At 42.4% G+C, this 651-nt stretch carries 1 protein-coding gene; it reads right to left on the reverse strand.

Annotated elements, in window-relative coordinates; translation table 11 throughout:
* A partial coding sequence (locus tag AC3E7H_RS09935) for a mucin-binding protein (protein ID WP_490676508.1) occupies positions 1-651 on the reverse strand: 651 nt, incomplete at both ends.

Here is a 651-nt window from a genome sequence, read left to right on the forward strand (position 1 = left end):
TGGCGTTGGAACTGCATCATAGTTAGTCTTATTAGTTGTCCATGCTTCATCAGGGTTAAGAACTTTACCTGTAACTTTATCAAGTTTTAAGGTACGTGTCCATTGTGCATTTTGAACATTGTCTGCTGGTGTTTGACTACCTGCACCTACATAATGAACAGTTGACGTTACATCTTTCTTCCATTGATCTTCCGCAGGGTATTTAGGACTGTTTGGATCATTTGGATTGATTGGATCTGTTGGATTATGTGGATCGTTTGGTCCAACTGGTGTTTCACCATGTTTCAAGGTTACTGTCCATGTTTGATCGACTGAAGCATCGTTATCGAAGTGGGCACCTGTTGGGAACTCATCGCTAACGAGAACGTAACCACGATCTTCATAATACTTGATCTTGTCCGCAGTTGAGTAATTAATTGCCTCACCTGATTTACCACCGACTTGATCATTGGCAAGGGTTTGACCAGTTGTTTGATCAACGTACTTGATCACTGCTTTTTGGTCTGCCTTACGGTAAACAACTGGGGTATCAGCTCCTGGGTTAGATGGTGTTACATTTGGAATGTCTGTCACATAACCTGGGATGACTGGTGTTGGTGTTACACCACCCTTAGTTGGATCGTTTGGATCATTCGTATATTGTGGAGTTGG

Source organism: Streptococcus sp. SCPM-O-B-15304 (M98) (assembly GCF_058200215.1).